The sequence below is a fragment of the Sphingomonas albertensis genome, assembly GCF_014358075.1.
GTDB classification, from domain to species: Bacteria; Pseudomonadota; Alphaproteobacteria; order Sphingomonadales; family Sphingomonadaceae; genus Sphingomonas; species Sphingomonas albertensis.
In genome coordinates, this window is sequence record NZ_JACONT010000003.1 from 81,045 (window position 1) to 107,795 (window position 26,751).

The window sequence follows — 26,751 nt, forward strand, 5'->3', positions numbered from 1 at the left end:
GTGGTGGACTTCAAATGCTGGGGGTTGGTCGTATCAGGTAGTTGATGCGCTACCTTCGACCAGCTACCGCCGCTTCCATGGCCACCCTCACCGACATCCGCGAGGAATATGACTTCCTCGAACCCGACGATCGATACCGCCTGCTGATCGATCTCGGCAAAGAGCTCGAGCCGATGCCGGATGCGCTGAAAACCGATACGACGCTGGTGCGCGGATGTTCGGCGTCGGTGTGGGTGTATCCGACCACCACCGACGATGGCCGGCTGCATTTCCTGGCGGACTCGAACGCCGCGATCACCAAGGGGATCATCGCGCTGGTTTTGCTGACGGTGCAGGATCAGGCGCCCGGCGAGATCGTCGCGACCGATATCAAGGCGGAACTCGCGCCGTTCGATCTGAGCAAGCAGTTGAGTTCGAACCGGACGCAGGGAATCCCGAACATGATCGCATTGATCCGGGAAACAGCCGAGCGCTACGCGGGGTAAAATTTCGCTCCTCCCCCGCCAGGGGGAGGTGGCGCCGAAGGCGACGGAGGGGGAGGACACGGAACAGCGGTTCTCCCTTTCCTCCCCCTCCGTCTGGAAAGTGCCAGCCACCTCCCCCCGGCGGGGGAGGATCGTTCAAGCAGGCCCGGTCCCGGTCAGGCTCGCGACGACCTCATCAGCCTCGGTCCCAGCCGGCACCAGCATCCATCGTCCGGTATGCGCGCCGTCCACCACCACCACCGCGTTCTTCGGGCACACTCCGAGGCATTTCACCTCGACGACCCCGCGATCCGCTTTGCGGCCTTTCTTCACGCCGAGCGCCTGACGCAACAGCTTGACCAGCGGCGTACGCCCTTTGTCGCCGAACCCGCCACCAAGCTTCTTCGAACATTTCCCGCAGACCAGCACGCTTCCTTGCCAGCGGCTGGCAAGAACGCGGATCACGCCGGCTTCCACGTCCGTTGATCCTCGGCCGCCTTCAGCACCTCATATGCCGCCTGCACGCCCTGGAAGCGTTTGGCCGCGTCCTTGTCACCGGGCCGCACATCCGGATGGTTCGCCTTAGCCATCCGCCGCCACGCCGCGCGGACATCCTCGAACGTCGCGTCGGGTTCCAGGTCCAGCACCTCCAGCGCGCGCATCTCGTCGCGCGACCGGCTGCCGTCGCCAGACCCGGCCCAGGCGTAATGCTTAGGATCGGTATACCCGTCCGCGGTCCGTGTTTCGGCAGCCTCGCGCTCGGCGGCCTCTTCCGCGCTCAAGCCTTCGAAGTAATTCCAGCCGCGATTATATTCGCCGGCATGGTGCATGCAGAAATACCAGCGGTCCGGACTGTTCGGCGATTTCGGTGCGGGACAATTGCCCGGCTCGTTGCAGCCATGCCGATCGCACAGCCGAACGGTCACCGCTTCGGAGCTCGCGCCATACTCGCGCCAGCGCGGAAATCCCCAATCGGACGAACGTGTCGTGCTTCTCGCCATAGCGGCCCGAGATAGGCGTCCCGGCCGACAACGCAACCGCGCACCGAGTATTAGCTAGTCGATACCGAAATCGACCCGTTTGGCACCAATCGTCCGTGCCGCGACATTCCACCTTGAGTCAGTCACCGTTCATCGCTTACTGAACATGAACTATTTGTCATGTGGCATGGATAGACGCGTCCGGGTCGGACGTATTCCCAGCCGACACCTTAGCGACAGGAGCATCGGTGCCGACTCTTATTCCAAAGCTCACCACATGGCGCGCGGATCTTCCCGCCTCCATCGTCGTCGCGCTCGTCGCGCTACCCCTTTGTCTCGGCGTCGCGCTTGCGTCGGGTGCGCCTCTGTTCGCCGGCATCATATCGGGGATCGTCGGCGGCATCGCCGTCGGTTTGTTCTCCAAGTCGCCATTGTCGGTCAGCGGTCCCGCTGCCGGCCTGACGGTGATCGTGTTGACCGCGATCGAAAGCATGCCGAGCTACCAGATGTTCCTGATGGCCGTGGTGCTCGCCGGGGTCCTCCAGATCTGCTTCTCGCTGACCCGCGCCGGCATCCTCAGCGAGTTCGTCCCCTCGTCGGTGATCACCGGCATGCTTGCCGCGATCGGCCTGATTCTGATCCTCAAGCAGATCCCGCACGCGGTCGGCTTCGACCGTGAAGCCGTGGGCATCTTCGAATTCAGCACCGCGAACGGCGTCAATACCTTCTCCCGGATCGTCGAGAGTCTCTCGGCCAGCGTGACGCCCGGGGCCATCCTGATCGCCGGCCTTAGCCTCGCCTTCCTGTTCTGGTGGGATGGCGCCAAGCCGAAGGACGGCCCGCTTCGCTTCGTGCCCGGCCCACTGGTCGTCGTGCTGATCGGCATCTTCGGCAACATGCTGCTGGGCGTCGTGAAAGCCGACTGGCAGCTGCAGGAGACGCATCTCGTCCAGGTCCCGATTACGCAGACGCTGTCGCAATTCCCGTCGTTGTTCACCTTTCCCGATTTCTCGGGGATCACGATGGGCATCGTCTGGAGCAGCGCCGTCACGCTCGCGATCGTCGCCAGCCTCGAATCGCTGCTGAGCGTCAAGGCGGTCGACGAGATCGATCCTCGCCGTCGCTCGACCGACAAGAACTGGGAGCTGATGGCGCAGGGCGGCGGCAACATCCTTTCCGGCCTGATCGGCGGCCTGCCCGTCACCTCGGTCATCGTCCGCTCGTCCGCCAACGTCGACGCCAAGGCCGAGAGCAAGCTGTCGACGATGCTGCATGGCTTCTGGCTGCTGGTCAGCGTCGCGCTGATCCCGGCGGTGCTCAACATGATCCCGCTGTCGGCACTCGCCGCGGTGCTGATCGCGACCGGCTACAAGCTGACCAAACCCAAGCTCTATACCGAGCGGTTCAAGCAGGGCTGGACGCAGTTCATCCCGTTCGTCGTCACCGTCGTCGCCATCCTGTTCACCGATCTGCTCGAAGGCATCGTGATCGGTCTCGCCGTCGGCTTCGTGTTCGTCGTCGCGCGCAACTTCCGCACCGCGATCACCTTCGCCTGCGACGACGAGGACTGCCTCGTCCGGGCCCGCCGCAACCTGTATTTCATCCATAAATACGAGTTGCAGAAGTCGCTCGATCGCGTGCCGGACAATGCGAACCTGCTGATCGATCTCTCGTCGACCAGCTATGTCGATCTCGACAACGTCGACATCATCAACGCGTTCATCAAGGGCGCGCAATACCGCGGCATCACCGTGGTGATCCGCGGCGATCTCGCGCTTCGCACGGTGAAGCTGATCAACGCCCCCCAGACCGAGGTTCGTTTCGCATGAGGCAGTATAAGCAGCTCCTGCTCGCCAATAAGGCGTGGTCGGCCGAGATCATCGAGGAAAGCGCCGACTTCTTCCAGCGCCAGCTGGTCGGGCAGAACCCGGAGTTCCTGTGGATCGGCTGTTCGGACAGCCGCGTCAGCCCGGAACAGATGACCATGACGCCGCCCGGCAACATGTTCATCCACCGCAACATCGCCAACCTCGTCAACGACGACGACATGAACCTGATGTCGGTACTGCAATATGCGGTCGATGTGCTCGGCGTGCGGCACATCATCATCTGCGGCCATTATGCGTGCGGCGGGATCCGCGCGACGCTCGACGGCGGCACTAGCGGCGCCGTGGACGACTGGCTCTCGACCGCGCGCGGCGTCCTGCACGACCATGCGGACGAGATCGACGCGCAGCCCGACCGCGAGCAGAAGGTCAACCGGCTGGTCGAGGTCAACGTCCGCGACCAGCTGATCCGGCTCGCGCGCACCGCGACGATCCAGGGCGCCTTCGCCCGGGGGCAGGAAGTGCTCCTGCACGGCTGGGTCTACGACATCCGCGACGGCCTGATCAAACCGATGATGGAAATCGATTCGAAGACCGTGCTCGAAGAGGTCGGCCGGCCGGACAAGGTGCTGGTGTAAGCCGAGAGGGCTGCAATACCCCCAATCCTCCCCCGCCAGGGGGAGGTGGCTGGCGCTTGCCAGACGGAGGGGGAGGATACGGGCCAGAGGTTTTTGCTTACCTCCCCCTGCATCAGCCTGACGCCCACCCTCCCCCGCCAGGGGAGGACAACATCAGAACCCTTACCCTGGCATCTTGAACCGCACGCTCTGCGACAGGCCGCCGCAGCCGACGCCGCCATCGGGCCGGAACGTCTTGGTGTACCGTGCGCCCGCGATCGTCTGCACGCCGGCCTTGGTGAACACGAACGGGGGGTAGCTCAGCACGGCGCGCTGGTTGAGAACCTTGCCGTCGGCGCCGACGTCGAACTGCGTCTTGGTCCACCCTTCGAAACCCCAAGCCTGCGCCTCGTTCGGAAAGACGCCGCCAGCCGACAGGAACCGTGGCGGCGCGTCGAGGATCGCACACTGGCTAGCCGCCAGCCCGGACCGGTCGAACGTCGCGCGCGCCATCGCCGTATCGCCTGCCTGTTGCTGGAGCGAGGCCAGACGGATCAGCGCCCCGACACGCATGGGATCGTTCGCAGCCAGTCCTTTTTCGTCCGCAACCTGCTGCAACAGTACCGCACGACGGTTTCGCGCACTGGTCCGCTCGGCGATCAGCAACAGGATCGCCGACCGCGCCTTCGGATCGTTCGCATAGACCGGCATCGACAGCAGCGGCGTGACGGCGCGGGTGAACGCCCCGTCCTTCCAGCTGTCCGCACTGGCCGTCACGCGCACGCTGATATCGAGCGGCAGCCTTGCCGATGCGGGCGCGCCCTGCGCTTCGGCAATCGCCAGTGCGCGCCTCGCGAACACGTTGGACTCCTCGCGCCCGACGACCGCATTATTGACCAACTGATACAGCGGCGGCAGCGTCGCGAGCGAATTGGGTCCGGACTTCGCCTCTGCGGCAGCGAGCGCCGCTCGTTGGCGGACGACCGCGACGGCATCCGCCCCACGTTCCTCGGCCGGCAGCGAAAGCCCCTTCGATTCGAGCCACGTCGCCATGTCGGAATCGAGGAACTTGCCGATCGACGGTCGCTCGAACAAGGTCGAGCACCGCATCTCGATCCGGACATTGCGCCGGAAGAATGCCGGTAACGCTTTTGCCTGTTCCGGCGTCCAGGACCAGTCGCGGACCGCCCGTGCGAACTCCAGCGCGACGGCACCGCCGCCTGCCGCATAGATCGGCGAGACGTCTCTCACCACGCCGTCGTCGCCGATCGTGAACTCGACCACCGCCATGTCCGCAGGGCGCAGATCGGCCTCGCCCCCACACGGCGGTACGTCCATCTGCACGGCCGGGTCGAACTCGCCCTTGGTGAGCCGCCCCGCACCGGTCATCGCCATATACCGCCGCGCGTCGTCGGCCTTGCCGGCCAGCAGAGAGGCGATCGCCGCGTCGGAGCGCGCGGATACGTCGTTCGAATCGGTCTGGGACGTCAGCCCGCCGAGTTGCTTGACCGCGTCGATCGCATAGACCCGCGCCGGCTCGTATGCGCCGCGATTGAGCGACAGGATCGCATGGCGACGTGCGATCATGGCCTTCACCCTGGCATCCGCCGGAGCGGTCTTCACCAGGGCATCGGCACGGGCCAGCGCCGCCTCTGCGGCGGCGGGATCGGTAAACGTCCTCGTCTCCGCCAGCGCCAGCAACGATGCGGCCTTCAGCGACGGCGTGCCGCCCGCCGCCTCCGCGCTCGCATAGGCGTCGCTCGCGCCCGCATAGTCGAGCGCGTTCTGGGCGATGATCCCAAGGTCGTAAAAGGCTCGCCAACGATCCTCGGCGAGCGTCGGGTCGGTCGCGGGCAACAATGCCAGTCCCGCCCGCGCCGCGGTCACCGCATCGTCGGATCGATCGAGCTTGAATAGCGCCGCGCTCTTGCGGATCAGCGCGATGCCGCGGCTGCGCGAGCCCGGCTTGGTACGTGCCTCGAGCTTTTCCCACGCCGCCAACGCCGCGGGCCTATCCCCCTTCGCATCGAGTGCGGCGGCGGCATCGAAATCCTGCTGCACCGTCGTTCCAGGAGCCTGCGCCGTGACCGGAGCCGCCATCTGAACCGTCGCGACGGCGACCGCCATCATGCCCGCGCCGATCAACCCAGCCCTGTCGATACGCATCACTTCCCCCGACGTAATTTCGTCGCAGTCTGCAATGGTTCGGGGAACGATGCCAGAGGGTCTGTAAGCCGGGTTCTGTCCATTTCCGACCCTTCGGTCGAAAGTTAGGCGACCATTCCTCTAGGACGACGGTTGCCCGCCGCCTCAAGCAATCAACCCGGGTGACGAGCTGAAACGAAGCCCATGTGCCACCCCTATTCGATCTTGCTCCCGGTGGGGTTTGCCGTGCCGCCCCTGTTACCAGGCGCGCGGTGCGCTCTTACCGCACCCTTTCACTCTGACCGCCCCGACTTGCGCCGAGGGTTGGCCGTCTGCTCTCTGTGGCACTTTCCCTGAGGTCACCCTCGCCGGGCGTTACCCGGCACCGTCGTTTCGCGGAGCCCGGACTTTCCTCGCGTGTCGTAAAGACACCCGCGGCCGCCCGACCCTCTGGCGAGGCGAGCCCTAGCGCGGGTGGGTCGGATGCACCACCGTTTTCGTGGCCAAAATGCTCGCCCGTAAGTGCGACGGTCTCCTCTCCCTGAAAAGGAGGGGTCGGGGGTGGGTCGGCCAGCTTTGGTCGCGACCGTCTCGTGATACGGAACCCAACCCACCCCCAAGCCCCTCCCCTCCAGGGAGGGAAGAAGACCTCAGTCGTCCCCCATTGGCTTCGGCAGCAACAGCGCAAGTAGGATGCACCGGCATTCCGCATCGACCTCGCCATCGACCAGTTCGGGTCGAAACCGCCGCTGGAACGCCATCGTCGCGGCCATCCGGTTCTCCACGTCATACCCAAACCGCTCGAGCGCGAGGCAGAAACCACCCTCGGTCCAGCCCGGATCCATCAAATTCTTGGTTGGCCGCGGCAGCGCCAGCCTGCGCCGTGCCAGTTCGTGCCAGGGGAACAGCTCGCCCGGGTCACGTTTGCGGGTTGGGGCGATGTCCGAGTGGCCAACGATATTCCCACGCGTGATCTCGTGCCGATCCTTGATCTCCGCGACCAGGGCCACGACCGACGCGATCTGCTCCGGCGGGAAAGGACGATAGCCGAACTCATGCCCCGGATTGACAATCTCGATGCCGACACTCGCCGAATTGACGTCCTCGATCCCGCGCCAGTGCGAGCGGCCCGCGTGCCACGCGCGCTTGTCCTCCGCCACCATCCGCAGGACCGTCCCGTCCTCCTCGACCAGGTAATGCGACGACACCTTCGCTTCGGGATCGCGCAACCGTGCGATCGCCGACGCGCCGTCCTGCATGCCGGTATAGTGCAACACGATCATCGTGACGGGCAGCGTGCGGTCGTCGAAATTGGGCGACGGTGTCTCGATGAACTTCAAGCCAGCTTCCCTTCGAGCCGCCGGGCTTGCTCCGACGGCGCAGTCCCGATCATGGCGCCCGATCGTGGAGCCCGATCATGACGATTGCGACGCCGCATTGTGACGCCACCGCCCGACCGCATCAATAGCCAACGCGCGGTCCGCGAAACAGCCGCGCCGTGGAACGCACCTACGCTCTTTCCGCCTGCCCCTCTTGCCGTCGGGCGACATCCGCGCGAAAGCCGCTCCCGAAAAAGGGAGTTGCCATGTCCGTGATGTCCGACCGCTGGATCCGCGAGCGCGCGCTGGGCGATGCGATGATCGAACCGTTCCATGAAGCGCAGCGCCGCGATGGCTGCATCTCGTACGGGCTCTCGTCCTATGGCTACGACGCCCGGGTCGCCGACGAGTTCAAGATCTTCACCAACGTCGACAGCGCGATCGTCGATCCGAAGGACTTTGCGGCGAACAGCTTCGTCGACCGCAAGACCGACGTCTGCATCATCCCGCCGAACAGCTTCGCGCTCGCCCGCACGGTCGAGTATTTCCGCGTCCCGCGCGACGTACTGGTGATCTGCCTCGGCAAGTCGACCTATGCGCGCTGCGGAATCATCGTCAACGTGACGCCCCTGGAGCCCGAATGGGAGGGACATGTGACGCTGGAGTTCTCCAACACCACGCCGCTCCCGGCCAAGATCTACGCTAATGAAGGAGCGTGCCAGTTCCTGTTCCTCAAAGGGAACGAGCCGTGCGAAGTGAGCTACGCCGACCGCGCGGGCAAATATATGGGGCAGCGCGGGGTGACGTTGCCGCGGTTGTAAGGTCGGGGACTGCGTGAGAAGCCGGTGCCAGTCGTCCGGGCTTTGTTCGTCGTTCGGGCTTGAACGCGGGAGATCATCACGTTGGCTGGGGCTGAAGCTAAGATTGCAGGCTCGTCGACTTGAACACCCGCGTTCGACGCCCAGCCTCGCGCCTCGGCCGGAACGCCGAAGTCACGCGTCAGCCCGCGGTTATCGCCAACGAGTTGTGACTGGCATTCCACAGCCGAAGTATAGGGCAATGACGAAAAGATTCGCTGATAGATCCGTTTACCGCTCCTACGGTGCGTAGCGAGGAGGGGCTACGCCCGAGGGTGCCGGCCCAACTAGCCGTTCTCCGCCCCGTAAAAACATAGAATCCGATTTTGCTCGCACGCGGATTGCCGGGATCCACGCCACCAAACATGCCCCCCGGCCATCCCGGCGAAGCTAGGGTTCAACCGGAACGGTCGCGATAACGGAGCGGAACGCTCAGCTTACAAGTTTTGCCCACCCGGCCTTCGTAGACTGGAGGCTGCAAAATATGATGCCCCGAAGCGAACTACGCCTGGGAACGCAGGCTGCGGAACCAGAAGCCCCCCAGTTGAGGCGAACGCTCTTCGACCCGCACGCCGTCTCAAAAAGCTCGGCGAGCGCTTCAAGCCCCCAGGCCACCCACTCTTCGTGCTCTCGCGGAGGCAGGACCTAAATTGGGGCCCCGCCTTCGCGAGAGGACAGATCGGATGCTCCCGCGCGACGACGGATCAGCGAGTTGCGATCTGCTGCGTCTGACGGGCCAGCGCGCGGCTCGCGAGATCGTGCGACGAAACCACCGCACCCGACGGCAGGTCCATCGCGACCGCGGGCCGCTGCAGAACCGCAGAATACAGCGCCCGGGCTTCCGAGTCGCGGCCGGTCCGGCGGTATACCGACGCCAGGTTGAGCATCAGTTCGGGACGCTGCGGGAAAATCTTCCGCTCGGCGACGATGCGCTGTTCCGCCGTCGATAGGTCGCCCGCCGCGATGGCCGTGTAGCCGGTGCGATCCTGGTTAGCGGATGGGGCCGCCAGCGCCGGCGTTGCCGCGCCAAGGGTTGCGAGAACGAACAGGACGGACTTGCGCATCTCTCATCTCCACTGACCTTCGCCGATCGGAAGGTTTCATTTTTGTGACAACGGTGTGTCACTTCGATGACTGTCATACAAGTACATTGATCAAGTTTCGCTGCCGGTCACAGCGCGCGGCCCCAAGCCGTCGCACACAAGAAAAAAAGGGCGGCCCCGGAGGACCGCCCTTTGGACGTTCGATACTGTACGCAGGCGACTTAGAAGTCGTTGCGATACTGCTCGTTGCCGATGAAGCCGAGCTTCGTGATCGCAGACCGCTTGATGACGGCCAGCGTACGATCGACCACTTCGTACCGCGCCTGCGGATCAGGCTGGAAGTGGAGTTCGGGCTCGGGCGTCATGCCGGCGGACTGATCCAGATACTGGCGCAGCGTGACTTCGTCGACCGGCGCACCGTTCCACGCGATAACACCGGCGGCATCGATCGAGATCTTGTTCTTCTCGGGATTGACCGGGTTCTGCGGCTGGTTCGGGCTGTTGACCGGAAGATCGACCTTCACCGCGTGCGTCTGGATGGGGATCGTGATGATGAACATGATGAGGAGAACGAGCAGGACGTCGATCAACGGCGTCATGTTCATTTCCATCATCGGCGAGCCATCTTCTTTGCCGCCGCTCATTGCCATTCTATGCTACTCCTAAATACGTCCGAGCGACCGTCAGCGTTCGGCATCAGCGTTCGGTGGTGCCGCCCGGGGGCGGTTCGGAGATGAAACCGACGCGGGCGAACCCGGCCTGCTGCATCGTGTAGATCGTGGCGCCGATGCAGCGATACGGTGCGTCCACGTCGCCGCGGATATGCGCCTCGGGAAGTTCGAGACCGGCAGCATTGGCACCGCCCTGACGTGCGATCTCAGCCTTCAGCTTGTCGACACCCCGTTGCAGCAGCTCTTCATGAGTAACCTGCGAAAGGCCCCAATATACCTGGCACTGTCCGTTGGCCGAAGTCACCGACAGCGAGACATTCTCTGGCTTGGTCATCGTCGGATCGAAGCGAACCTCCGGGAGCTTCAGCTGCACCGCCTGGACCGCGACAGTCGTCGTCACCAGGAAGATGATCAGGAGCACGAGCATGACGTCGACCAGCGGCGTCGTATTGATGTCCGATATCGAACTCTCGGTGGAATCGCCACCAACACTCATCGCCATGTGCGAACTATCCTATCCATGTAATCGCCACCGGAACTGCCGGCGGCAATGAAGCGGGGCCGCTGCGAACAGCAGCCCCCCTTTTCGCGTCTTAGTTGGCGCGCGGCACGCCACCAGTCTGGCCGGCGGTCGTGGTCGTCGTAACAGGCTTGGCCGCAACCGGCTTGGCAGCCGTTGCGATCGACGGACGCACGGCGCCGTTCGAAGCAAGGAAGCCCAGCACGTCGTTCGAGAAGGCCGACAGGTCCTCTGCGATCGACTTGTTGCGGCGCTGCAGCCAGTTGTACGACAGCACGGCGGGAACTGCGACGACCAGACCCAGTGCGGTCATGATCAGTGCTTCACCGACCGGCCCTGCGACCTTGTCGATCGATGCCTGACCCGATGCACCGATCTTCACGAGTGCGCGGTAGATGCCGATAACCGTGCCGAACAGACCGATGAACGGCGAGACCGAACCGACCGTCGCGAGGAAAGCGAGACCGCCACCCAGCTTCGAGTTGATCGCAGCTTCCGAACGCGCGAGCGAACCGTGCAGCCAGTCATGGGCCTCGACCGGATCGGTCAGCTTCGAATGCTGCTCCTGAGCGGCCAGGCCGTCGTCGACGATCTGCTTGTAGGCCGAGTTCTTCTCCAGCTTGGCCGAACCTTCGCGAAGGCTGTTCGACGACCAGAAGGCCTGACGGACGCGCTTGCCCTGACCGATGATCTTCTGCTGCTCGAACAGCTTCGAGAACAGGATGTAGAACGACACGACCGACATCAGCACGAGGATGCCGAACACGGTCTGCGAGATCAGGCCGCCTTCGCGAAGTGCGGCCTGGAGGCCGTACGGGTTGGCGTCGGCAGCGGCGGTCCCGGCCGCCGCAAGAATGGTGGTGATCATGATCGGTTAGTCCTCTGACTATATAGGTCTATATCTGAAACGAAAGCTGCGGCGGTTATGGCACCAAATTACTGGGGCGGGATCTTCCACGTCACGCGACGCGAAGAGCTCGACCGGATCGGGTTGCCCGCCGTGTCCACTGCCGGCGAATACCGACCACGCCGTGTGATCGCGGCGCAAGCGGCCCGATCCAGCGCAGACGATCCGCTCGACGACGTGACGCGGCAATTCTCGACGCGACCCTGGGTGTTAATGTCCCAAGCGATCCCAACCGTGCCTTCTTCCTCGGCGCGGAGCGAGCTCGGCGGATAGTCGTCCGTCGACACCCACTGTGCGGGATCACCCTTTGCACCGGCCGCCTTGCTAACGACTGGTGGTGCCGGTGCTGCTGGCGGAGCCGGCGGCGCGGGAGGCGCAGGCGGGGCCGTCGGCTGGAACCGAGGGATGATCGTCGACGTGGTGATCGCAGGCGCAGGCTGCGGGGTCACGACCACTGGTGGCGGCGTCACGACCGTGGTCGGTGGCGGCGGCAAGTTTGGCTGGTCAGGCGGCGGCGGCGGGGGCTCGTCGGGCGGAGGCGGCGGCGGCGGCGGCTCCACGTCGAACGTCGTCATCTTTTCTTGGGCCTTCTTCACGTACTGGTACGCGAGGCCCGTGACGAAAGCGTAGCCCAAGGCCGCATGAATCAGCGCGACGATCACGATCGCGACGATTTTGCCTCCGGACATCTTCTGGTCAGTATAGGCCATTCAGAAACGACACTCCCTTAATCTGCCTGCTCCGTACGCACATGTCCGTACTCGGTACGCGACACATGCGTCTGCCGTTGGCCGGAATAACCACGGGGCATTCACCAAGTCCTATCGCCACGTCATGCGACACGCAAACGCTTTGTCAGACGCAACAAACTTACAACCGCTAGATGGCAGAATTATTTCTGTATCGTTCAGCTTGGGTCGCGTAGCCTGTCGGCATGAATCCATTGTTTCACGTTACGGCTTCGGCCCTGTCGATCGCGCTCGTCGCGCTCCCCGTCCATGCCGGACAGATGCCCCCACTAGGCCAGGTTTCTCCCGGTAACGCGTCGGTTTCGCGTGATGCGGTGCAACCGGATAGCGCCGGCGGGATCGGGTATGCCGACATCGCCGACATGGTGCTGTCCGCGCCGGTGATCGCCGATGCGACGGTGCGATCGACCGCGAAGATCAAGCCCGCCGAAGCTCCGAACCTCGTGCCGGGTTTAGTCCGACTATATGTCGAGGTTGACGTTACGGCGCTGATCCGGGGGGCAGATGGGCTGCCGCCGCGAATCGGGTATCTGCTCGACGTTGCCCCCGATTCGGCGGGTCGCGTGCCGAAGTTCAAGAAGGCGCGCGTGCTGATCTTCGCGCGGCCGGTGCCCGGCGCGGTCAACCAGGTCCAGCTGATAGCGCCCGACGCGCAGCTCGACTGGACGCCGACCGCCGATGCGCGCGCGCGAAAGATCGCCAAGGACGCATTGGCAAGCGACGCACCACCGGTCATCACCGGGATCGGCAACGCATTCCACGTCGCGGGCGCGCTGCCCGGCGAGGGCGAGACGCAGATTTTCCTGACTACCGCGGACCAGCGGCCGGTGTCGCTGTCGATCCTGCGCCGTCCGGGCGAACAGCCACGCTGGGCGGTCGCGCTGAGCGAGATCGTCGACGAATCCGCCGCACCGCCGGCGCCCGAGACGTTGCTGTGGTACCGGATGGCGTGCGCATTGCCGCAGACACTGCCCGAGCGGAGCACCGGGTCGCTGGAGGCCGCCGACGCGACGATCGCGCGCGAGGATTACGCTTATGTGCTGGCCGCGCTCGGCCCGTGCGGGCGGACGCGGAAGGTCTAGCGCCAATTGCGGAAGGACACGGAGCAAGGGTTGGCGTCTGCCTCCCCCTCCGTCTGGCAAGCGCCAGCCACCTCCCCCTTGCGGGAGAGGATCCCTTACAGGTTGTGCGAGTGAATTTCGATCAATTGGCCCGTGGTCGAGGGCGCGTTCTCTAAAAACGCGACCGCCGCATCGACGTCAGCGGCGGCGCCGCCCTCAGCCAGCACCACCGCATTCACCCGAGTCGCGGGCGCCAATTCCACCGCGAGCGGGCCGATCGCAGCCTTTGCCAGCGCCATCGCCAGCGCATCCGGCGTCGCCGGAATCACGACCACCAGCGACTCGCCAACCGCCCCCCGCACCAGCGCGGCGATATCCCCACCCGGTTCGCCACCCGGTTCGAGCGTCAGGCGCATGCGGTCAGCGGCGGTGGCGGACGAGAGTCACGCCGATCGCCTCGTCCGCCTCGGCGATTGCCAGTTTCACGATCTTCACCTTCACGCGCAGCACGCGCGCATCCTGCAGGAACAGCGTCTCGCAGATATGATCCGCCACGCCCTCGATCAGCGTGAAGTGCACGCCCGGCGGCAGCGCAGTGGTCGCCGCATTCTTCAGATCGAGGTAATTTTTCGACGCCGACAACGGCGTATCGGGGTCGAACCGCTTGGGGCACACCATGTCGACGGTCAGCGAGATCCGCAGCGGCTGCGGCAGGTGTGTCTCCTCCGAATAGATGCCGGTCAGGACCTGCACTTCGAGATCGTGGACTTCGAGTTGAAGACTGTCTTCCATCGCCGCGCCTCTAGCAGACGCGCGGCGAGATGAAAGTCGGGTCTTCGAAGTGAGACGCGCTGACCAGCAACTCACGCAATCCTCCCCCGCCAGGGGGAGGTGGCACCGAAGGTGACGGAGGGGGAGGACACGGAATGCCGGTTTCCCTTACCTCCCCCTCCGTCTGGCAAACGCCAGCCACCTCCCCCTTGCGGGGGAGGATTCTAACGGGCGGCCCTCGATCACTCGGAGTAGCGCCTCGACAACAGCCCCCCACCCCCGCCGGTTATCCTTGCGTTCAGCCGCACCGAAGTTAAAGCGCGCTGCCCCCATCGCCCGCGCGCCGTCGCGCGGCACGTCCGGGGGCAGGAGATGCCGTGATCACTCTCGTCCCCCTCGACAGCATCGATCCGGCCATGGTCGAGTCGCTGCTCGATCGCGCGTTCGGGCCGGACCGTTTTCGCCGCACCGCCTACACGATCCGCGGCGCTGGCGAGGCGATAGCCGTCCTCAGCTTCGCGGCGATCGAGGACGGCGCCCTGGTCGGCTCAATCCAATGCTGGCCGATCGCGCTGATCCAGGACGGGGTCGAAACGCCGCTCGTCATGCTCGGCCCGGTCGCGGTCGAGCCGACCCACCAGGGCGACGGGATCGGCCGCCGTTTGATGACCCGCGCGCTCGATGCGGCAGCCGGACACAGCCTCGATGGCGCGCTGATGCTGATCGGCGATCCTGACTATTACGGCCGCTTCTTCGGCTTCTCCGCCGATCGCACCACGCATTGGCGCGCACCGGGTCCAGTCGAGCGCCACCGCCTGCTCGCACGCGGCGACGCCGTCCCGAACACGCCCGGCATGCTCGGTGCACGCGTGCCGGTTACGATACCAGTCACCGCATCCGCATAAGCCGCCGCTTTACCTGGCCCCCCTGCCCGCCTAGTCCGCCGCCATGCCCATGGATCCCATCCCCGATATCGCCTCCTTAAGTCTCGCCGAGATCGCCAAGCTCGTCGAGGAAGCCAAGCTCCCGCCGGTCGAGAAATGGAACCCGACGCATTGCGGCGACAGCGAGATGCGGATCGCGCGCGACGGCACTTGGTATCACCAGGGCTCGCCGATCGGACGCCCGGCGATGGTCCGGCTGTTCTCGACGATCCTGCGCCGCGAGGCCGATGGCAGCCACGTCCTCGTCACCCCCGTCGAAAAGCTCGATATCGAGGTCGAGGACGCGCCCTTCATCGCGGTCGAGATGAAGGCCGAGGGCACCGGTCGCGACTCGAAACTCGCCTTCCGGCTCAACACCGGCGATCTCGTCACCGCGGGTCCCGAGCATCCACTGCGCTTCGTCGAGGATACCGACGGCCCGCGACCGTATCTCGTCGTGCGCGGCGGGATGGAGGCGCTGGTCGTGCGCTCGGTCTATTACGAACTCGCCGAGCGCGCGATCGCCGATGATGCGACGCCAGCCGGCCTTTGGAGCGACGGGGCGTTCTTCCCGCTGGAGCCCGCCGCGCTGGAACCCAACGCATGAGTTTGACGGAACGGCTGACCGCAGCGCTGGCGAAGGGCGCCGGCTCGCACATGATCCTGCTCACCGGCGACCAGCATGACGGCGACCTCACCGCCGCCGACACGCTGCTCCCCGCCGCGGTGCTGATCGCGGTCACCGATCGCGCCGATCCCGGCGTGATCCTGACGCAGCGCACCGATACGATGAGCCGCCACCCCGGCCAGATCGCGTTCCCCGGCGGTCGGATCGATCCCGGCGAGGACGTCGTCACCGCCGCGCTCCGTGAAGCCGAGGAGGAAATCGCCCTCCCGCGCGACGAGGTCCGGGTGATCGGCGAGGCGGACAGCTACCGCACCGTCACCGGTTTCCAGGTGACGCCGGTGATCGGCATCATACCGCCCGACCTGGTGTTCACGCCGAGCGAAGCCGAAGTCGCCAGCGTCTTCGAAGTGCCACTCGCGTTTCTCCTCGACGAAGCGAACCATGTCGAGGCGACGCTCGAATGGCAGGGCCATGACCGGCATTATTACGAGATCATGTGGAACGAGCGCCGCATTTGGGGTGCGACCGCAGCGATGATCGTCAATCTCGCCCGCCGCCTGAGGTGGTCTTGATACTCCCGGCCGCACCGTGGCGCGATCGTGACGGTCTCGAAGCACTGACCAAGTTTCTCGGGGCAACCGAGGGCGAGTCCCGCTTCGTCGGAGGCGCAGTCCGTGACACGCTGCTCGGGATCGACGTCGCCGATGTCGATATCGCCACCCGCCTACCCCCGCAGGAGGTGATCGAGCGTCTCCAGGACGCGCGGATCAAGGCGGTCCCGACCGGCCTCGCGCACGGCACGATCACCGCGGTCACGCCCGCGGGTCCGGTCGAAGTAACGACGCTGCGCCGCGACGTCTCGACCGACGGCCGTCACGCCATCATCGCCTATACCGACGACTGGCGCGAGGATGCGGCGCGGCGCGACTTCACGATGAACGCGCTCTACGCAGACCCTGCGACGGGCGAGATCTTCGATTATTTCGGCGGCCTCGACGACCTCGCGGCACGGCGCGTGCGCTTCATCGGCGACCCGTTGCAGCGGATCGCCGAGGATCATCTGCGCATCCTCCGCTTCTTCCGGTTCCATGCCCGGTTCGGCACCTCGATCGACGAAGCGGGCCTGAATGCCTGTACCACCCGCGCGAACGATCTGATGGCGCTCTCCCGCGAACGTGTCGCGAGCGAGGTGCTGAAGCTGCTGGTCGCCGCCAACGCGGTGCCGGTGGTCGCCTTGATGGTCGAGCGCGGGATTTTCCGCGCGGTCCTGCCCGAGATCGACGCGGCGGGTGCGGAGCGTCTCGCTCTCCTCGCCGGGCGCGAGACGGCGGCGGGGATCGCACCCGACCCGATCCGCCGCCTCGCCATGACGATCGCGCCCGCCGCGGCCGAAGCGGTCGGCGCGCGCCTGAAGCTGTCGAACACCGACCGCAAACGTCTGATCGCCGCCACCGCCGGGCCCGGCACCGAAGGCCCGCAGGCGCTTGCCTACCGCGCCGGCATGACCGTCGCGATCGACCGGTTGCTGATCGCCGGCGAAGGCGTTTCCCCGATCAAGGACTGGACGCCCCCCGCCTTCCCGTTCTCCGGCGGCGCCTTGGTGGAACGCGGTCTGCGCAAGGGCCCGGACGTCGCGGCGATGCTGCGACAGGTCGAAACGCAGTGGATCGCGGAAGGCTTTCCGGATGCGGAACGCGTCGCGGCGATCGCAGATCAGATGGTGGCTGAAGCGCTGAGTTGCTAAGCTGTTGAAGTGCTGGAGCGGCGAGCCGTGTACTTCCCAGTGCCGACGTCGCCCCAAATCCGTCACCCCAGCGGAAGCTGGGGATCCCCGTTGGCGGAGCGTCATACCCACGCGATGAGATCCCAGCTTTCGCTGGGGTGACGGTAGTTGTTGGGATGACGGTGGCCGTTGCGGCGACGGCGGCCGGTGGCTGTTAGGACGAAGGCAGGCGTTGCGGCGACAGTGGCTGACGGGACGACGCCGACTGCTGGGACGACGACGTTGCCTGCTGCCACGACGGTAGTCACCCGGATGCCGTCGGCCGTTGAATACCCAGCGCTTAAGCCTAGGCCAACGGCGACACGCCCCCACCCGCGCCGATCATCGCATACGCCGCCTCCGCCTCCAGCGGCTTGGCATAGAAATACCCCTGCCCGAACGTGCATCCGAGCGCCGCCAGCGTCTGCGCGAGCTCGTTGGTCTCGATCCCCTCGGCGGTCGTCTTCATCCCCAGCGCTTGCGCGAGGCTCAGGATCGCGCGGACGATCGATACCTTGTCGCGGTCCGCCAGCATCTCGGTGACGAAACTGCGGTCGATCTTGAGCACGTCGATCGGAAGCTTCTGCAGATAGGCGAGGTTGGAATAGCCCGTCCCGAAATCGTCCATCGCCAGCGTCGTTCCCAACGCCTTCAGCGCGTGCATGGTCCCGGCGATCCGATCCGGGTCGGTCACGATCGCGCTCTCGGTCAGTTCCAGCGTAAACCGGTCGCCGGTCAACCCGGTCGATGCCAGCGCCGCCTCCAGCACCGGGGCGATGTCGTCGCGCTGCAACTGGATCGCCGACAGGTTGACCGCGAATTTCACCCCGCAAGCCGCACCGTGCCGCGCATCCCATGCGGCGAGCGTTCGCGCGGCCTCGTCGATCGCCCAGCGCCCCAGCGGCACGATCAGCCCCGATTCCTCGGCGACCGGAATGAACTCGGTCGGACAATGCCGACGGCCCTGTTCGTCGGTCCACCGCGCAAGCGCTTCGAAAGCCACGATCCGACCGGTCGCCAGGTCGCAGATCGGTTGATACGCCAGCCGAAGCTCGCGATTTTCGATCGCGCGCCGCAGGGCGGTCTCCATGCCGAACTGCGCACGCGCGATCGCGAAATCCTGTGGCAGATAGCTTTCGGCCAGCCCGCTCGCCTTCGCCCGCTTCACCGCGAACTGCGCGTGTCGGATCAACTCGGCGACGTCGCTCGCTTCGTCCGCGCCATAGGCGATCCCGACCGAGCATTCGACGCTGATCTCGTAATCCGTCAGTCGAAACGGTGCGGTGAGCGTACGCTGGATCCGCTCGGCCAGTGCATGCGCTTCCTCGCGATCGGTATCGATCGTCATCAGGATGCCGAACTGGTCGCCGCCGATCCGTGCAAGCGTGTCGCGCGCGCGCAACGCCCCCTTGATCCGGCGCGCGACGGTGATCAGCAACTCGTCCCCGGCAAGCGAGCCGAGACACGAGTTCAGTCGCCCGAACCGATCGAGATCGACCGCGAGAACCGCGCTGACGCTGCGATCCTCGACGTCCTCGATCAATTCCTCGAATCCCTCACGGTTGGGCAAACCGGTCAGGCTGTCGGTGGTCATCTCACGGCGCAGGCTGCGCTCGGTCTGGACTTGCGAAGTCTGGTCGATGAAGCTGATCGTGCAGCGATCGCGGAACGACGCGAACGTCCGCGCGATCGTCACCCGGTAATAGCGGCAGTCGATGACATCACCCAGGGTCCATTCGAAATCCGACCGGAGGCTGGCCGATTCCAGGAATGCCAGGATGCGCGGTCCGAGATCCGCGATCATCGGCGATCGCTCGGCGACCACGCCAAGGCCGGCGAGACGATAGGCGCGGTTCATCGCGAAGAGATCGAACACGCCGCCGTTGACGACCACATGGGCAGCCGGGATCGGGATCAGTTCCAGGGCCCGCGCGACCAGTTCGGTCGCGACGATCGATTGCGTAATCGCATCCGGGGCTATCGATGCCATTCCCCCGTTGTAGCGACGCTTCCTTAAGACGTCCTAAAGGAACCGAAACGGCTCCATACTGTCAATTATCGCCAATCTTTTGGTTTTTCAGGGTGCTAAGCGGATCGCTCGCAAAGCGATTGTCACGCGGAAATCCCGTTGGCGGCATTCTTCCTGCGGCGCCCCGTGCCGCGCGCCAAGGCCCGAGGTCCGATTCGGTCCGCGTGCGCCCCGTGCCACCGCCCATTGCCCAGCTCAGTCCTTCGGCGAAGACGAACGTGATCGCGTCGGCCAGTCCGCCATCGCGATAACGCTGGAGTTGCAGCCCCTGCCCGCGCGTCATTTCGACGAGTTCGGCTAGCGGGAACACCAGCATCTTCCGGTTGTCGCCGATTGCCGCGACGTAATCGTCATTGGGTCCGATCGGCCGGACGATCTTCAACTGCGCCCCGGGCCGCGGCGTCACCACCGTCTTGCCCTTGCGCGTCTCGGCGATCACCTCCGCGCTGCTCACCGAGAAACCACGGCCGTCGGTCGCGACGACGAGCAGTTTCGGATGCTTGCTCGCGGGCAGCAGCGCGACGATCCCGATGCTGCCATCGAGATCGATCATCGCCCGCACCGGCTCTCCGAACCCGCGCCCGCCCGGCAACTTGTCCGCCGCCAGCGTGTAGAACCGCCCGTTCTCCGCCGCGAGCAACAGCTTGTCCGTCGTCTGCGCGTGGAACGCGAACGCCGGCCCGTCACCCTCCTTGAATTTCAGCGCCTCCGGGCTCGCCAGGTCGTTATGCCCGCGCATCGCCCGGATCCAGCCACGCTGCGACAGGATGACGGTGATCGGCTCGCGCTCGATCATCGCCTCCAGCGGAATGTCGCGCGTCGGCGCAGCCTCCTCGATCGTCGTGCGTCGTTTGCCGAGCACCGTCTCCAGCCCATAGCGATCGCGGATCTTCGCCATGTCGCGCTTCATCCGCGCACGCTGCTTCTTCGGATCCGCAAGCAACGCGGCAAGCGTCGCCTGCTCCTTATCGAGCTTGTCGCGCTCGGTCTTGATCTCGAACTCTTCCAGCCGGCGCAAGCTGCGCAACCGCATATTGAGGATCGCCTCGGCCTGACGATCGGTCAGCGCGAACTCGTCGATCATGACCTTTTTGGGCTCGTCCTCGGTGCGGATGATCTCGATCACGCGATCGAGATTGAGGTACGCGATCAGATACCCGTCGAGCAGTTCGACCCGGTCGGCGATCTTGCTGAGCCGGTGCTCGGTGCGCCGGCGCAACACGACGAACTGGTGATCGACCCACGCCGCCAACGCCTCACGCAGAGACATCACGCGCGGCGTACGATCCTTGTCGAGGACGTTCAGGTTGAGGCTCACCCGCGTCTCGAGGTCGGTCAGCCGGAACAGCCCGTCCATCAGGATCTGCGGATCGACCGTGCGGCTGCGCGGCTCCAGCACGATGCGGATCTCGGTATCCGATTCGTCGCGCACATCGGCGAGGATCGGCAGGCGCTTGGCGTTGATCAGCTCGGCGATCTGCTCGATCAGCTTGCCCTTCTGGATGCCGTACGGGATCTCCGTGACGATCAACTGCCAGCCGCCACCCTTCTCCCGCTCGGTCTCCCAGCGCGCCCGGACACGAAAGCCGCCCCGACCGGTCGCATAGGATTCGCGGATCACCGCAGGCGGATCGACCACCAGCCCGCCGGTGGGGAAATCGGGCCCCTTCACATGCTCCAGGATCGCCGCATCATCCGCGTCGGGCGTATCGATCAACACGATCGCCGCCTCCAGCAACTCGGCCGCGTTGTGCGGCGGGATGCTCGTCGCCATGCCGACCGCGATCCCGCTCGCGCCGTTCGCCAGCAGGTTCGGGAACAACCCGGGGAACAGCTCTGGCTCGTGATCCTCGCCATTGTACGTCGGACGATACGCGACCGCGTCCTCGTCGAGCCCGTCCATCAGGTCGATCGCGACCTGAGTCAGCCGCGCCTCGGTATAGCGATAGGCGGCCGCGTTATCGCCGTCGATGTTGCCGAAATTGCCCTGCCCGTCGACCAGCGGATAGCGCATCGCGAACGACTGCGCCAAACGCACCATCGCGTCGTAGACCGACTGATCGCCATGCGGATGGTACTTACCGATCACGTCGCCGACAACGCGCGCGCATTTCTTGTAGCCCTGCGCCGGATCGAGCTTGAGCAACCGCATCGCCCACAACAGGCGCCGATGAACCGGCTTCATCCCATCGCGGACGTCGGGCAGCGATCGCGCGGTGATCGTCGACAGAGCGTAGACGAGATACCGCTCGCTGAGCGCGCTATCGAAGGGGGCGTCGACGATGGAGTCGAAGGGGTCTTTGAAGTCGCTGCTGGCCATTGCCGACATCGGTAGCAGGTGAAAACGCAACGATCAAAGCATGAACGTAGCGCGCGCGTCGTCCGCACGAAGAACGCCAGATGACAGCATGACGCCGCGGGTCGAGCACGCTAGACCAACCCCATGATCCGCTTTGCAATTCTCGCGCTCGCCGCCATCTCGACTCCCCTGGTCGCGCAAACCTCCGCCCCCGCCAAGCCGTCCCTATTGACGTGGCCGGACCTGACCAAGCGCCCGAAACCAGCGCCCGACGCGACGATCGACTACGGCACCGACCAGATGCAGAAGATCGACGTCTGGATTCCAAAAGGGAAAGGGCCGTTCCCAGTCGTGGTCATGGTGCATGGCGGGTGCTGGACGACCAGCATCGCCGATCGCAGCCTGATGAACTGGATCGCCGACGATCTTCGCAAAAGCGGCGTAGCGGTGTGGAACATCGATTACCGCGGAGTCGATCGCGCCGGCGGCGGCTATCCCGGCACATTCGCGGATACTGCGAACGCCGCCGATCAACTCGCGGTAAACGCCAAGAAGTTCAATCTCGACACCCGGCATGTGGTTGCGATCGGCCATTCCGCCGGCGGGCACCTCGCGCTCTGGCTCGCCGGCCGGCCGAAGCTGCCCGCGACCAGTCCGCTCCGCACCGCAAACCCGCTCCGCATCGACCATGTCATCAGCCTCGGCGGGCTCCCCGATCTAGAAGCCACCGCCGCCAGTCCCCAGAATGGCTGCGGGGTAGAGGTCGTCGGACAACTGGTCGGCAAGCCGACCCCGCAGCATCCGGACGTCTACGCCGACACCTCCGTCCCGCGCCTCCTCCCGCTCGGCATGAAGCAGGACCTGATCAGTGGGCGCGAAGACCGGATCATCCCCTTCGTCATGGCCACCGACTATGTTGCGAAGGCAAATGCGGCCGGCGACACCGCCACGCTCCACACCATCACCATCCCCGCCACCGGCCATGTCGAACTGATCGCGCCCGAAACCGCCGCCTGGGCGGAAGCAAAGCGCCTGATCCTCGCCGACCTCAGGAAGACCCAGTGACCCTCGAAGACGCCCGCGCGCTTGACGCGACCGACCCGCTCGCCGCCTACCGCGACCAGTTCGCGCTACCGGAAGGCGTGATCTACCTCGACGGCAACTCGCTCGGCGCGCTCCCCAAGGCCACGCCGGCCGCGCTCGCCGACGTCGCCACGCGCCAATGGGGCGACCGCCTGATCCGCAGCTGGAACGAAGGCTGGATCGACGCCCCCCAGCGGATCGGCGCCAAGATCGCGCCACTGATCGGCGCCGCGCCGGACGAGGTCATCATCGGCGACACGACCTCGACGCACCTTTTCAAGGCCTTGGTCGCCGCTCTTCGCAGCAATCCGAAGCGTCACACGGTCGTCAGCGAAGCCGGGAACTTCCCAACCGACCTGCACATTGCCGAAGGCGCAGTCGCCTGCGTCACCGGTGCACGCCTCAAAGTGGTCGCACGCGAAGACCTGGCCGCCGCACTCGACGAAGACACCGCGGTCCTCCTGCTCACCCATGTCCACTACAAGACCAGCGACCGCTTCGACATGACGGGCTGGACCGCGCGCGCGCACGACGCCGGCGCGCTCATGCTCTGGGACCTGAGCCACAGCGTCGGCGCGGTCCCGATCGATCTCGACGGCGCCAACGCCGACCTCGCCGTCGGGTGCACGTACAAATACCTCAACGGCGGCCCCGGCGCCCCCGCGTTCTTCTACGTCGCGAAACGCTGGCAGGACGCGCTCGCCAGCCCGCTCTCCGGCTGGATGGGCCACGCGGCGCCGTTCGCATTCGAGGACGCCTACCGCCCCGCCCCCGGCATGAAGCGCTGGCTCGCCGGCACCCCCGCGATGCTCTCCACCGCTGCATTGGAAGCCGCACTCGACCTATGGGCCGATGTCGACCAGCACGCCATCGCCACCAAAAGCGCGCAACTCTTCGATATCCTTGCCGCCGCAGGTGACACCCTGGGCCTCGAATGCGTCAGCCCCCGTGACCCCGCAAACCGCGGCAGCCACATCAGCTTCCGCCACCCGCACGCCTACGCCCTGACCCAAGCACTGATAGCCCAAGGCGTGATCGGCGACTTCCGCGACCCCGACATCCTCCGCCTTGGCCTGACACCCCTGTATCTGAGCCATGAAGACGTCTGGCGCGCTGCCGACATCCTGCGCGAAACCCTCGAAACCGAAGCTTGGCGCGATCCAGCGTTCTCCCAGCGCCTAGCCGTCACGTAACGCGAGCACACCTCGGACGCCTGAACTAATGGGGGAGGTTTCCGGATTTGCGTTCCCGGGCTTTCGTTCACTGCGTCGGGATGAGCGTATCGACATTCTTTGCAGCAACAGCCCAGCGGTAGACCGCGTCGGCAATATAGAACCGGAACTGGATACCGTCGAAATACACCTTGCGGGCGTTGCCGACGCATATCCTACCTCGGTTGACGATCGCCGCCTCCAGCCGACGGACGGCAGCTAGACGTTTGTCTGTCATGGCGAGTTTGACGGCCAGTTCCGGTTGGAGGCGTACAAAGTAGACGGCAGCCTCGAAATACCGGCGATCGAGGGGCAACCGAAATTTGGCAAGCGATGTCTCCCGCGCATTGAAGCGTGCCTGCACAGCAGGATCCGCGGTCTGCTCTTTCGTTAGTCTCAGGTCCGGCGCGAATGCCTTCAAGGCCTCGATCGTCAAAGCACCCCTGTCGTAATAAACGTTCTGGATGATCCCTAGATGGGCGTCTTCTGTATCGGGCGCACATGCCGCGTATATCTTGGAGAGGCGCAACATCGCGAACTCCTGTCGCGTACTGTTGGTCCGGGAATCTATGGCCGTCTGCAACCAGCCGCGGCGGTCGAGGCTTGCTCTTGCAGGGCATGCCGCCCATCGCTGCGACAGGTCGAATATCTGGCGGCTACGGACCGAGCTTCCCGTACGCGACGTGCCAAATGATTTCTTCGTTACTGCCGAGTCCTCATCATCGATATCACGCAAGGCTGTGACGACGATCTCTTCGGAAGGTGGTTCGAGCGGCGCTTGACGTTCGGATGGCAGGCGATCCTGGGCGGCGTATAGGAGCGCTGATCCAAGCAATGCAGCATGAAGCATGAAGGTCTCCATTAGGTCGCGGGTGCTCGTCATCACATTAGTACATGTGATGACGAGCGAACCAATCTTTGCTGGTGCTGCTTTTGATCGAAAATCGTTCCATCCAGGACGGCCGTGCCCGAGCCGTTGCCGGGCCATTTCGGTCATGTCACCCGCACACGCCCAAGACCCACCGATCCGATTGCACCCCCCGCACCCTTCGCCTATAGGCGCGGCCTATTCCGGCCTCGGCTTCGCGGTGCATAGCGCGTAGGCTGGGGCCGCTCGATTTTCACCGCTCGATTTCCAGGGGACCGCGCATGGCTCGCCGCCGCCAGATCTACGAAGGCAAGGCCAAGATCCTCTACGAGGGTCCCGAGCCGGGCACGCTGATCCAGTATTTCAAGGACGACGCGACCGCGTTCAATGCCCAGAAAAAGGGCACGATCAACGGCAAGGGCGTGCTCAACAATCGGATTTCCGAGCACATCTTCACGCTGCTCGATCACATCGGCGTGCCGACGCACTTCATCCGCCGGCTCAACATGCGCGAGCAGCTGATCCGCCAGGTCGAGATCGTCCCGATCGAAGTCGTCGTGCGCAACGTCGCCGCAGGCTCGATCTCGACGCGCCTCGGGATCGAGGAGGGCACCAAACTGCCCCGCACGATCATCGAATATTACTACAAGGACGATGCGCTCGGCGATCCGATGATCTCCGACGAACACATCGCCGCGTTCGGCTGGGCAAGCCAGGAGGAGATGCACGACATCGCCGACCTCGCGATCCGCGTGAACGATTTCCTGTGCGGGCTGTTCGCCGGCGTCGGCATCCGCCTCGTCGACTTCAAGCTCGAATTCGGCCGCATCTTCGACAACGACTTCGGCCGGATCATCCTCGCCGACGAGATCAGCCCCGATGGCTGCCGTCTGTGGGACATGGAAACCAACGAGAAGATGGACAAGGATCGCTTCCGTCGCGATCTCGGTGGTGAAGTCGAGGCCTATCAGGAGGTTGCACGGCGTCTTGGGCTGCTGCCCGAAGGCGGCGACAATTCGGTCCTCGACCTCGAAAAGCATCGCAAGAACCGGGGCAAGTAAATGAAACTCAAGGTTTTCGTGACATTGAAGCCCGGCGTACTCGATCCGCAGGGCCGGGCGATCCACCACGCCCTCGGCAGCCTCGGCTTCGACGGCGTGCAGGACGTCCGCCAGGGTAAGCTGATCGAACTGGAAGTCGCCGACGATACCGACGACGCGACCATCGACGGCATGTGCCGCAAACTGCTCGCCAACACGGTGATCGAGAATTACCGCGTGGAAAAAGCATGAAGACCGCGGTCATCGTCTTTCCCGGCTCCAACTGCGACCGAGACATCGCCGTCGCGCTGGAGGCGGTGACCGGCGTCAAGCCGCTCATGGTCTGGCATGGTGACGCAGATCTGCCGTCTGACGTCGGCCTGGTCGCGGTCCCCGGTGGCTTCTCGTACGGCGATTACCTCCGCTCGGGCGCGATCGCGGCACGCTCGCCAATCATGCGCGCGGTCGTCGAGCAGGCGGGCAAGGGGTTGCCGGTGCTGGGCATCTGCAACGGCTTCCAGGTGCTGACCGAAGCGGGGCTCCTCCCCGGCGCGCTGATGCGCAACGAGGGGCTGAACTTCGTCTGCCGCGACGTCGCGCTGACGGTCGAGACCGCAAGCTCGACCTTCACCTCGGGCTACAAGGCTGGCGAGCGCGTGTCCTTCCCGGTCGCGCATCATGACGGCAATTACTTCGCCGACTCCGAGACGCTCGACCGCCTCGAAGGCGAAGGCCGCGTAGCGTTCCGTTATGCGGAGAGCGTCAACGGTTCCGCGCGCAACATCGCTGGGTTGTTGAACGACAAGGGCAACGTGCTCGGCATGATGCCCCACCCGGAGCGTCGTATCGAGGCGGCGCACGGTGGCACCGACGGCCGTCGTCTGTTCGAGGGCCTGCTCGAAGCCGTCAGCGCCTAACCCTTGTTCCCCCGCGAAAGCGGGGGCCCAGGATACCACCCATATCAACCGTGACCCTGGA

General features: G+C 65.0%; 28 protein-coding genes and 1 other RNA gene. 14 read left to right on the forward strand and 15 right to left on the reverse strand.

Going from position 1 to position 26,751, the window contains the following annotated elements:
• Positions 1-77: 77 nt before the first annotated feature.
• Positions 78-485: a SufE family protein gene (locus H8S47_RS02595; RefSeq protein WP_187502369.1), complete on the forward strand. Its 408-nt coding sequence runs from the start codon at positions 78-80 to the stop codon at positions 483-485.
• A gap of 135 nt (positions 486-620) precedes the next feature.
• Here the strand turns inward: H8S47_RS02595 and H8S47_RS02600 are convergent, their stop codons facing one another.
• A complete protein-coding gene (locus tag H8S47_RS02600) occupies positions 621-929 on the reverse strand; it encodes a thioredoxin domain-containing protein (RefSeq protein ID WP_187502370.1) in 309 nt (102 codons plus the stop codon).
• The gene (locus H8S47_RS02605; RefSeq protein WP_187502371.1) at positions 926-1,465 is read right to left on the reverse strand and encodes a J domain-containing protein; all 540 of its coding nucleotides are present in this window, start codon (positions 1,463-1,465) and stop codon (positions 926-928) included. The genes H8S47_RS02600 and H8S47_RS02605 overlap by 4 nt, the downstream gene beginning before the upstream one ends.
• A gap of 227 nt (positions 1,466-1,692) precedes the next feature.
• Between H8S47_RS02605 and H8S47_RS02610 the strand changes: the two genes are divergently transcribed.
• Together H8S47_RS02610 and H8S47_RS02615 are read left to right on the forward strand one after the other, a co-directional pair.
• Positions 1,693-3,273: a SulP family inorganic anion transporter gene (locus H8S47_RS02610; protein ID WP_187502372.1), complete on the forward strand. Its 1,581-nt coding sequence runs from the start codon at positions 1,693-1,695 to the stop codon at positions 3,271-3,273.
• A complete protein-coding gene (locus H8S47_RS02615) occupies positions 3,270-3,908 on the forward strand; it encodes a carbonic anhydrase (protein ID WP_187502373.1) in 639 nt (212 codons plus the stop codon). The genes H8S47_RS02610 and H8S47_RS02615 overlap by 4 nt, the downstream gene beginning before the upstream one ends.
• A gap of 162 nt (positions 3,909-4,070) precedes the next feature.
• On the opposite strand, the gene H8S47_RS02620 is transcribed toward H8S47_RS02615, so the two are convergent.
• From H8S47_RS02620 to H8S47_RS02630, 3 genes are all read right to left on the reverse strand, one after another.
• Entirely contained in the window at positions 4,071-6,053 is a 1,983-nt protein-coding gene (locus H8S47_RS02620) for a hypothetical protein (protein ID WP_187502374.1), read from the reverse strand.
• A gap of 48 nt (positions 6,054-6,101) precedes the next feature.
• Positions 6,102-6,486, reverse strand: an RNA gene (rnpB, locus tag H8S47_RS02625) — RNase P RNA component class A.
• 196 nt (positions 6,487-6,682) lie between these two features.
• Positions 6,683-7,372: an N-acetylmuramoyl-L-alanine amidase gene (locus H8S47_RS02630; protein ID WP_187502375.1), complete on the reverse strand. Its 690-nt coding sequence runs from the start codon at positions 7,370-7,372 to the stop codon at positions 6,683-6,685.
• 245 nt (positions 7,373-7,617) lie between these two features.
• On the opposite strand from H8S47_RS02630, the gene dcd reads away from it, so the two are divergent.
• On the forward strand, positions 7,618-8,172 hold the full coding sequence (gene dcd / locus H8S47_RS02635) for a dCTP deaminase (protein ID WP_055878967.1): 555 nt from the start codon (positions 7,618-7,620) through the stop codon (positions 8,170-8,172).
• Between the two features lie 740 nt (positions 8,173-8,912).
• On the opposite strand, the gene H8S47_RS02640 is transcribed toward dcd, so the two are convergent.
• The 5 genes from H8S47_RS02640 to H8S47_RS02660 all read right to left on the reverse strand — a co-directional run bounded on the left by H8S47_RS02640 (position 8,913) and on the right by H8S47_RS02660 (position 12,059).
• Positions 8,913-9,272 (reverse strand): tetratricopeptide repeat protein, encoded by a 360-nt coding sequence (locus H8S47_RS02640; RefSeq protein ID WP_187502376.1) that lies wholly within the window; start codon positions 9,270-9,272, stop codon positions 8,913-8,915.
• 200 nt (positions 9,273-9,472) lie between these two features.
• Positions 9,473-9,901 carry an ExbD/TolR family protein gene (locus H8S47_RS02645; RefSeq protein WP_187502377.1) on the reverse strand — a complete coding sequence of 143 codons (429 nt, stop codon included), beginning with the start codon at positions 9,899-9,901 and terminating at the stop codon, positions 9,473-9,475.
• 46 nt (positions 9,902-9,947) lie between these two features.
• Positions 9,948-10,424 (reverse strand): ExbD/TolR family protein, encoded by a 477-nt coding sequence (locus H8S47_RS02650; protein ID WP_187502378.1) that lies wholly within the window; start codon positions 10,422-10,424, stop codon positions 9,948-9,950.
• Between the two features lie 91 nt (positions 10,425-10,515).
• On the reverse strand, positions 10,516-11,310 hold the full coding sequence (locus tag H8S47_RS02655; protein ID WP_187502379.1) for a MotA/TolQ/ExbB proton channel family protein: 795 nt from the start codon (positions 11,308-11,310) through the stop codon (positions 10,516-10,518).
• Positions 11,311-11,378: 68 nt separating this feature from the next.
• Positions 11,379-12,059 carry an energy transducer TonB gene (locus H8S47_RS02660; protein WP_187502380.1) on the reverse strand — a complete coding sequence of 227 codons (681 nt, stop codon included), beginning with the start codon at positions 12,057-12,059 and terminating at the stop codon, positions 11,379-11,381.
• A gap of 224 nt (positions 12,060-12,283) precedes the next feature.
• Between H8S47_RS02660 and H8S47_RS02665 the strand changes: the two genes are divergently transcribed.
• On the forward strand, positions 12,284-13,180 hold the full coding sequence (locus H8S47_RS02665) for a hypothetical protein (protein ID WP_187502381.1): 897 nt from the start codon (positions 12,284-12,286) through the stop codon (positions 13,178-13,180).
• Between the two features lie 95 nt (positions 13,181-13,275).
• Here H8S47_RS02665 and H8S47_RS02670 read toward each other — a convergent pair whose 3' ends face one another.
• Together H8S47_RS02670 and H8S47_RS02675 are read right to left on the reverse strand one after the other, a co-directional pair.
• A complete protein-coding gene (locus tag H8S47_RS02670) occupies positions 13,276-13,575 on the reverse strand; it encodes a Rossmann fold domain-containing protein (protein WP_187502382.1) in 300 nt (99 codons plus the stop codon).
• Positions 13,576-13,579: 4 nt separating this feature from the next.
• Positions 13,580-13,951, reverse strand: a complete 372-nt coding sequence (locus H8S47_RS02675; RefSeq protein ID WP_187502383.1) for a dihydroneopterin aldolase — start codon at positions 13,949-13,951, stop codon at positions 13,580-13,582.
• A 356-nt stretch (positions 13,952-14,307) separates the two neighbouring features.
• Here H8S47_RS02675 and H8S47_RS02680 point away from each other — a divergent pair, with 356 nt between their 5' ends.
• From H8S47_RS02680 to H8S47_RS02695, 4 genes are read left to right on the forward strand one after another with little or no spacing between them, the layout of a single operon-like run.
• Positions 14,308-14,835 (forward strand): GNAT family N-acetyltransferase, encoded by a 528-nt coding sequence (locus H8S47_RS02680; protein WP_187502384.1) that lies wholly within the window; start codon positions 14,308-14,310, stop codon positions 14,833-14,835.
• 43 nt (positions 14,836-14,878) lie between these two features.
• Positions 14,879-15,460, forward strand: a complete 582-nt coding sequence (locus H8S47_RS02685) for a DUF1285 domain-containing protein (RefSeq protein WP_187502385.1) — start codon at positions 14,879-14,881, stop codon at positions 15,458-15,460.
• Positions 15,457-16,053, forward strand: a complete 597-nt coding sequence (locus H8S47_RS02690; RefSeq protein ID WP_187502386.1) for a CoA pyrophosphatase — start codon at positions 15,457-15,459, stop codon at positions 16,051-16,053. The genes H8S47_RS02685 and H8S47_RS02690 overlap by 4 nt, the downstream gene beginning before the upstream one ends.
• Entirely contained in the window at positions 16,044-17,225 is a 1,182-nt protein-coding gene (locus H8S47_RS02695; RefSeq protein WP_187502387.1) for a CCA tRNA nucleotidyltransferase, read from the forward strand. The genes H8S47_RS02690 and H8S47_RS02695 overlap by 10 nt, the downstream gene beginning before the upstream one ends.
• Before the next feature lie 325 nt (positions 17,226-17,550).
• Here the strand turns inward: H8S47_RS02695 and H8S47_RS02700 are convergent, their stop codons facing one another.
• A complete protein-coding gene (locus H8S47_RS02700) occupies positions 17,551-19,233 on the reverse strand; it encodes a putative bifunctional diguanylate cyclase/phosphodiesterase (protein WP_187502388.1) in 1,683 nt (560 codons plus the stop codon).
• A 61-nt stretch (positions 19,234-19,294) separates the two neighbouring features.
• Positions 19,295-21,592: a DNA topoisomerase IV subunit A gene (parC, locus tag H8S47_RS02705; RefSeq protein ID WP_398456784.1), complete on the reverse strand. Its 2,298-nt coding sequence runs from the start codon at positions 21,590-21,592 to the stop codon at positions 19,295-19,297.
• Between the two features lie 123 nt (positions 21,593-21,715).
• Here parC and H8S47_RS02710 point away from each other — a divergent pair, with 123 nt between their 5' ends.
• Positions 21,716-22,636 (forward strand): alpha/beta hydrolase, encoded by a 921-nt coding sequence (locus H8S47_RS02710; protein WP_187502390.1) that lies wholly within the window; start codon positions 21,716-21,718, stop codon positions 22,634-22,636.
• The gene (kynU, locus tag H8S47_RS02715) at positions 22,633-23,847 is read left to right on the forward strand and encodes a kynureninase (protein ID WP_187502391.1); all 1,215 of its coding nucleotides are present in this window, start codon (positions 22,633-22,635) and stop codon (positions 23,845-23,847) included. The genes H8S47_RS02710 and kynU overlap by 4 nt, the downstream gene beginning before the upstream one ends.
• Before the next feature lie 67 nt (positions 23,848-23,914).
• On the opposite strand, the gene H8S47_RS02720 is transcribed toward kynU, so the two are convergent.
• Complete coding sequence (locus tag H8S47_RS02720) at positions 23,915-24,862, reverse strand: hypothetical protein (RefSeq protein WP_187502392.1); 948 nt, start codon at positions 24,860-24,862, stop codon at positions 23,915-23,917.
• Positions 24,863-25,014: 152 nt separating this feature from the next.
• Here H8S47_RS02720 and purC point away from each other — a divergent pair, with 152 nt between their 5' ends.
• Genes purC through purQ form a run of 3 tightly spaced genes read left to right on the forward strand, consistent with a single transcriptional unit; the run spans position 25,015 to position 26,690 of the window.
• The gene (gene purC, locus H8S47_RS02725) at positions 25,015-25,794 is read left to right on the forward strand and encodes a phosphoribosylaminoimidazolesuccinocarboxamide synthase (protein ID WP_055876188.1); all 780 of its coding nucleotides are present in this window, start codon (positions 25,015-25,017) and stop codon (positions 25,792-25,794) included.
• Complete coding sequence (gene purS, locus H8S47_RS02730; RefSeq protein WP_031439802.1) at positions 25,795-26,025, forward strand: phosphoribosylformylglycinamidine synthase subunit PurS; 231 nt, start codon at positions 25,795-25,797, stop codon at positions 26,023-26,025.
• Positions 26,022-26,690, forward strand: a complete 669-nt coding sequence (gene purQ, locus H8S47_RS02735) for a phosphoribosylformylglycinamidine synthase subunit PurQ (RefSeq protein WP_187502393.1) — start codon at positions 26,022-26,024, stop codon at positions 26,688-26,690. The genes purS and purQ overlap by 4 nt, the downstream gene beginning before the upstream one ends.
• Positions 26,691-26,751: the final 61 nt, after the last annotated feature.

Excerpts from the sequence above, each read along its gene's own strand:
- H8S47_RS02615 (WP_187502373.1), top strand. The coding sequence starts at position 3,270 with ATGAGGCAGTATAAGCAGCTCCTGCTCGCCAATAAGGCGTGGTCGGCC.
- H8S47_RS02605 (WP_187502371.1), bottom strand. The coding sequence starts at position 1,465 with ATGGCGAGAAGCACGACACGTTCGTCCGATTGGGGATTTCCGCGCTGG.
- H8S47_RS02670 (WP_187502382.1), bottom strand. The coding sequence starts at position 13,575 with ATGCGCCTGACGCTCGAACCGGGTGGCGAACCGGGTGGGGATATCGCC.
- parC (WP_398456784.1), bottom strand. The coding sequence starts at position 21,592 with ATGGCCAGCAGCGACTTCAAAGACCCCTTCGACTCCATCGTCGACGCC.
- H8S47_RS02640 (WP_187502376.1), bottom strand. The coding sequence starts at position 9,272 with ATGCGCAAGTCCGTCCTGTTCGTTCTCGCAACCCTTGGCGCGGCAACG.
- H8S47_RS02710 (WP_187502390.1), top strand. The coding sequence starts at position 21,716 with ATGATCCGCTTTGCAATTCTCGCGCTCGCCGCCATCTCGACTCCCCTG.
- purQ (WP_187502393.1), top strand. The coding sequence starts at position 26,022 with ATGAAGACCGCGGTCATCGTCTTTCCCGGCTCCAACTGCGACCGAGAC.
- dcd (WP_055878967.1), top strand. The coding sequence starts at position 7,618 with ATGTCCGTGATGTCCGACCGCTGGATCCGCGAGCGCGCGCTGGGCGAT.
- H8S47_RS02690 (WP_187502386.1), top strand. The coding sequence starts at position 15,457 with ATGAGTTTGACGGAACGGCTGACCGCAGCGCTGGCGAAGGGCGCCGGC.
- H8S47_RS02700 (WP_187502388.1), bottom strand. The coding sequence starts at position 19,233 with ATGGCATCGATAGCCCCGGATGCGATTACGCAATCGATCGTCGCGACC.
- purC (WP_055876188.1), top strand. The coding sequence starts at position 25,015 with ATGGCTCGCCGCCGCCAGATCTACGAAGGCAAGGCCAAGATCCTCTAC.
- H8S47_RS02645 (WP_187502377.1), bottom strand. The coding sequence starts at position 9,901 with ATGGCAATGAGCGGCGGCAAAGAAGATGGCTCGCCGATGATGGAAATG.
- H8S47_RS02675 (WP_187502383.1), bottom strand. The coding sequence starts at position 13,951 with ATGGAAGACAGTCTTCAACTCGAAGTCCACGATCTCGAAGTGCAGGTC.
- H8S47_RS02720 (WP_187502392.1), bottom strand. The coding sequence starts at position 24,862 with ATGACCGAAATGGCCCGGCAACGGCTCGGGCACGGCCGTCCTGGATGG.
- H8S47_RS02660 (WP_187502380.1), bottom strand. The coding sequence starts at position 12,059 with ATGGCCTATACTGACCAGAAGATGTCCGGAGGCAAAATCGTCGCGATC.
- purS (WP_031439802.1), top strand. The coding sequence starts at position 25,795 with ATGAAACTCAAGGTTTTCGTGACATTGAAGCCCGGCGTACTCGATCCG.
- H8S47_RS02650 (WP_187502378.1), bottom strand. The coding sequence starts at position 10,424 with ATGGCGATGAGTGTTGGTGGCGATTCCACCGAGAGTTCGATATCGGAC.
- H8S47_RS02665 (WP_187502381.1), top strand. The coding sequence starts at position 12,284 with ATGAATCCATTGTTTCACGTTACGGCTTCGGCCCTGTCGATCGCGCTC.
- H8S47_RS02620 (WP_187502374.1), bottom strand. The coding sequence starts at position 6,053 with ATGCGTATCGACAGGGCTGGGTTGATCGGCGCGGGCATGATGGCGGTC.
- H8S47_RS02595 (WP_187502369.1), top strand. The coding sequence starts at position 78 with ATGGCCACCCTCACCGACATCCGCGAGGAATATGACTTCCTCGAACCC.
- H8S47_RS02685 (WP_187502385.1), top strand. The coding sequence starts at position 14,879 with ATGCCCATGGATCCCATCCCCGATATCGCCTCCTTAAGTCTCGCCGAG.
- H8S47_RS02655 (WP_187502379.1), bottom strand. The coding sequence starts at position 11,310 with ATGATCACCACCATTCTTGCGGCGGCCGGGACCGCCGCTGCCGACGCC.